General features: G+C 64.9%; 5 protein-coding genes. 4 read left to right on the top strand and 1 reads right to left on the bottom strand.

The window, feature by feature from the left end:
- Positions 1 to 251, top strand: a 251-nt coding sequence (locus EN991_RS40350; protein ID WP_206519237.1) for a hypothetical protein, incomplete at its 5' end; no start/stop codon positions are given.
- 163 nt (positions 252 to 414) lie between these two features.
- Here the strand turns inward: EN991_RS40350 and EN991_RS23345 are convergent.
- Positions 415 to 1,302: a D-alanyl-D-alanine carboxypeptidase family protein gene (locus EN991_RS23345; RefSeq protein ID WP_127369641.1), complete on the bottom strand. Its 888-nt coding sequence runs from the start codon at positions 1,300 to 1,302 to the stop codon at positions 415 to 417.
- 216 nt (positions 1,303 to 1,518) lie between these two features.
- Between EN991_RS23345 and EN991_RS23340 the strand changes: the two genes are divergently transcribed.
- From EN991_RS23340 to EN991_RS23330, 3 genes are all read left to right on the top strand, one after another.
- Positions 1,519 to 3,333 (top strand): methyl-accepting chemotaxis protein, encoded by a 1,815-nt coding sequence (locus EN991_RS23340; protein ID WP_164766081.1) that lies wholly within the window; start codon positions 1,519 to 1,521, stop codon positions 3,331 to 3,333.
- Positions 3,334 to 3,450: 117 nt separating this feature from the next.
- On the top strand, positions 3,451 to 4,551 hold the full coding sequence (locus EN991_RS23335) for a hypothetical protein (RefSeq protein ID WP_127369639.1): 1,101 nt from the start codon (positions 3,451 to 3,453) through the stop codon (positions 4,549 to 4,551).
- 110 nt (positions 4,552 to 4,661) lie between these two features.
- Positions 4,662 to 4,894 (top strand): ATP-binding protein (locus EN991_RS23330; protein ID WP_206519236.1); only part of this gene is annotated, 233 nt, incomplete at its 3' end.

The raw sequence follows: 4,894 nt of genomic DNA, 5'->3' as shown, positions 1-4,894 counted from the left end.
TCACAGGAGTGAGCGGAGCGCCGAAGCTGCCAATCTCCCCCCTTGCGGGGGTTGAGGAGCGGTCCGCGCAGCGGGTGGAAAGCCAATTGCTTGGCTTTCCGAGCGACGAAGATCCGGCAGGACAGAGGGGGCGCTGTCCTGCCAACGTGCACAAGGTTCTGCAGGGCGGCGGGCAACAAAAAACCCACCTTGCGGGCGGGTCACGTTTCCAGTCGATCAATTGGCGCGACTCAGCACCATACCGAAAATAGTAGCATAGCTGCCCTCAGGGTCAAGAAAAAATTCCTATCGATATCCATCCCCGCACAGCCAAGCGCGATGCTTGCTACCGGCAGCTCGCCCTTCGCAGGCTCAGGGCGTTCGTCGTTCAAAAAGCCAAGCAATTGGCTTTTTGTCCGCTACGCGGACCACTCCTCACTGCTCGGCGAACATCAGCCTGGTCTTGGTGCCGTCCGCCGTCGGCGACAGGCTGCGCTGGATCAGCGCTTCGACATGGTCGTTGCGCTGGCGGGCTGAGTCGGCGCCCATCACCACGACGATCAGATTGCGGCCGTCGGCATTGTAGGAGGTGACGATGTTGAAGCCCGACGCCCTGATGTAGCCGGTCTTGATGCCGTCGACGCCGCGCACGCGGCCGAGCATGTCGTTGTGGCCGCGCACCAGCCGGCCGCGGAACATGAAGTCGCTTTCGGAGAAATAGTGGAACTGCTGGGGAAAGCGCTGATGCAGCGCCATGCCGAGCACCGCCATGTCGCGCGCCGTCGTCATCTGGCCATCGTCGGGCAGGCCCGACGCGTTGCGGAAGGTGGTGCTGGTCATGCCGAGCTGGCGCGCCCTGGATGTCATCATGGCGGCGAACTGATCCTCCGAGCCGCCGAGATATTCGCCGACCGCCACTGCCACGTCGTTGGCCGATTTGACGACGATGGCGCGGATCGCGGAATCGACGTCGATGCTTTCGCCGCGCCGGAAGCGCATCTTGGTCGGCGGCTGCGAGGCGGCATGGTCCGAAACCGGGATCTGCGTCTGCTTGCTGACGCGGCCGGACTCCAGTGCCTCGAACAGCAGATACAGCGTCATCATTTTGGTCAGCGAGGCGGGATAGCGCTGCGCCGTCGAGCTGACCTCGAACAGCTGCTTGCCGGTCCTGGCGTCGACCACGATGGCCGCATATCTCTGCGCCGGCGCGGGCACGGCCAGCACGCTGTCGGGCGGCGTCGTGGCGCAGCCGGCCAGCAGCACCAGCAGGGCTAGTGCCGCAAAAACTCTCTGGATGAGCGGAAGGGGGCGCAGGTAGGACAAGGGCTGGACTGTTCTGGGTCGGCTGTTGCTGAGATGAGACGACGCTAACGTAACGCGGCTGTTGCGTCCATTTGGTTAATGCCGGTTAGCCCCAGGATTGTCGAGCCGCGCAAGCTTGGCATCCGCCCCGAAAACGCCGGTTTTCCCGCGTCTTTGCTTGCCAAGGCCGCGTTTCCCGTGGGAAGGGGCGTGGTATCGAGGGCTTGGGGGCTTGGCATGACGAACATCGGGGCCGGGGGCGCTGCGCCCTCGCTTATCAGGGCATCACTCAGCCGCACCGGCAAATGGGCTGGCAGCGTCGCCTTTGTCGGGGGTGCCGTATCCGACATCCTCAATCCGCTGGCGCCGTTCGCCGCCTATGTCGCGCTGGTCGCCGCGGTGGCCGCAATCATCATCGCCATTGCCATCGTGCTCCGGCTGGTGCTGGCGGCCAAGGCGCTGCCGGCCTTGATCTTCGCCACCAGTGCGGCGGCCGTCGCCGGCGGCGTCTACGGCCTGCAGCAGCAGACCAACGCCCAGCACGGGGTGATCGCCAGCCTGGTGCCGGCCATTGCCGGGCTGCAGCAGTCGATGGGCATCGTTACCGAGAAAGTTGCGAAGATCGAGCAGACCGTCACGCAGACGCAAAAGACGGTCGAGGCGGTCAAGCAGTCGACCGACACGGTGGCGAAAAAGACCGACGAGATCGCGTCCGTCCAGCAGCAGCAGACTGAGCAGACGGCGGAAGTGCAGAAGACCACCGACGAGGTGAAGAAGGAGACCGAGACGCTGGTCGCCGGCCAGGCGCAGCAGCAGGCCCAGACCGAGAAGCTGCAAGCGACGACCGTGCAGATCGCCGCCTCGATCGACATCATCGCCAAGGGCTTTGCCGCCCTTGCCGCGCAGGGCGGGGCGATCGCCGAGCCGAAGCGGCCGGACGAGTTCTACCACAATGCGCGAGTCTACGAGCTGTCCGGCGACATGCTGAATGCGCGGCGCTCCTACCTCGCCTTTGCCGGCTTCGACGTCGACGCCATCGACCCCTATACGCGCTTTGCCACGCTGCTTCGGGTGCAGGACGGCAAGGCCGGCGCGCGCGAGGTGTTCGGCGCGCTTGCCGACAAGGGCAAGGCGCTGTCGATCAAGCTCGTGCATATCCAGCAGTTCGACGACGCCCAGCGCCTCGACAAGCTCAACGCCTTCGTCGCCGCCCATGCCGATTTCGCGCCGGCCTATTTCCTGCTGGCGCAGGAGTTTTCGGAGGACCGGCTCGGCGCCCAGACGCTGGCCGACAAGCGCAACGAGGCCAAGGCGCTGACCAAATTCATGGCCTACGAGAAGGATGGCGGGCTGCTCAAATATTTCGTCGACCAGACGCAGCTCGCCGACTGGCTGGACCGCAGCCGCAGCCGGCTGGCGGCGCTTGGCGACGTGCTCGACCCCGCCCGCTTCGTGCCTTCGCTGACGCCGATGCGCTCCAACCAGGGCTGGTCGATGACCATCTCGCTGCCCGAGCCGGCGACCGCCATCTCCTGGCGCATGGGCGACAGCGGTCCTTTCACCGACACCGGTTTCCTGGCCATGAACGACCCGACGACCGGCAAGCCGATGGCCAATCCGAGCTTCGAGATGCCCGACAGCACCGTGGCGGGGATCATTGCGATCAAATATCTCGATATCAGGGGCCGCGAGACCGGCCCGTTCGACATCCGCTTCGACCCCGAAACAGCGCTTCAGCAAGGCAACAAGCAGATCCTCGACCAGTTCTGGACCTCGTGGATCGCCTTCGATGCCAGCGGCAACCACGGCCTGGTCTATTTCACCCAGATGCTGTCCTACCGCTGCGCCATCAAACAGGTGCATTACAGCCTGAACGGCGCGGCACTCGACAAGGAGATCAAGATGCCGCCTTGCGACAAGAAGGACCCCTACGCCATTCCCTACGATTACCAACCCTATTTCAAGGTCGCCGACAGCGTGAAATCGATGTCGGTGCAGGTTACCTACACCGACGACACCAAGTCGCCGGTGCGGGAATACAAGCGACAGTAGCTCACCCTCCCCTTGTGGGGAAGGTGAAGGTGCGCGATGCAAAAATGCCCTGTCGCAGTGCTTGCGCAACCGCCGCCGAACGGTTCAGTTTGCGCCTTCAGAATCGGTGACAGCGCAATGACCATCCACACCATCAAGGCCAGAGGCATTTCGGTTTCGCTCGACCTCACGGTCGGCCACATCGCCGACATGGTCGTCGAGGGCGGCGGGCGGCAGCTGAAGCCGCTGCATCGCGCGCCCTGGGTCGATGCGAACGAGACGCTGCCGAAAGACCTGCCGGAAGGCACGGTTCGGCTGTCCGGCGATTTCCTCTGCGCGCCGTTTTCGCGCAGCGATGTCGAGGAAGCGCCGCTGCATGGCTGGACGGCCAACAGCGCCTGGGATGTCGTCGAAAGTGTCGCGACCGACGATGGCTGGCGCGCCGTCTACCGCTTGCGGCACAAGGTAATGGGCGCTTCGGTCGACAAGATCCTGACGCTGCACGACGGCCATCCCTTCCTCTACCAGGAGCATGCGTTTTCAGGCGGCCATGGTGCCATCTCGGTCGCCCATCACCCGATGACGGCCATGACCGGCGGCGGCAGGCTGGCCTTTTCGCCGACGCGTTTTGCCGCGACGCTGGACGACCCGCTGGAGCCCGATCCCGCACGCGGCCGCTTCATGCTCGCCTATCCGGCGCGCTCCGCCGATCTCGGTCATTTTCCCGCCGCCGGCGGCGGCACGCTCGACCTGACGGAATACCGTATGGATGACCGCCGCGAGGATTTCATCACGCTGGTCGAAGCCGACCATGGCGGGCCGGGATGGACCGCGCTTGCACGACAGGCCGAGGACGATCTGGTGCTGGTGCTGAAGAACCCGGCCGAACTGCCAATCACCATGCTGTGGTTCAGCAATGGCGGGCGCGACTACGCCCCATGGAGCGGCCGCCACCTTGGCGTGCTCGGCATCGAGGATGGCCGCGCTGCCGTCGGCCATGCCGCCTCGATCGGCGACAACTGGCTGAAGCGCGAAGGGGTGGCGACCGCTTTTGCGCTGGGCGAAGGCCAAAGCGTGTCCTTTCGCCACGTCATCGGCGTCCTGCCGCTGTCGGGCGGCGAGCCGCCGCGGGACGTCATGACGGCGGATGGCCGCATGCGGCTGCAAGCCGGTGGTTCGACGCCGGAGGTTCCCTTCGACAGCGATTTCCTGCGCATCGGCCAGCCGCTGGCCTCGTAGGTGTGATTGCGCGGCCGCAGGGTTTGAAATTTCCGTGAACTGTCGCCAAGATGTGGCCGAAATCATCATGCGGAACATGGTGGATCTGAAGCTCTGCCAGAGAGGCTCTCATGTCCGAAATCGCCCATCTCGCCGCCACCATCTTCAAGCGTGCCGGCAAGGCAAACCGCTTCATCGTCGCCATTGCCGGTCCACCGGGCGCCGGCAAGTCGACGCTGTCGGCAAGGCTGCATGAACTGCTGCCCGAAGGTGCAGCGGAGGTCGTACCGATGGACGGCTTCCACTATGACGACGCCGTGCTCGAGCGGCGCGGTCTGCGCGCGCTCAAGGGCGCGCCGGAACC

This window comes from Mesorhizobium sp. M7A.F.Ca.US.005.03.2.1 (assembly GCF_003997795.1).
GTDB lineage: Bacteria > Pseudomonadota > Alphaproteobacteria > Rhizobiales > Rhizobiaceae > Mesorhizobium > Mesorhizobium ciceri.
This window is presented reverse-complemented; position numbering and strand designations above follow the sequence as displayed.

Bases quoted from the DNA above. Each gene is read 5' to 3' on its own strand.
- EN991_RS23340 (WP_164766081.1), top strand. From the start codon at position 1,519: ATGACGAACATCGGGGCCGGGGGCGCTGCGCCCTCGCTTATCAGGGCA.
- EN991_RS23335 (WP_127369639.1), top strand. From the start codon at position 3,451: ATGACCATCCACACCATCAAGGCCAGAGGCATTTCGGTTTCGCTCGAC.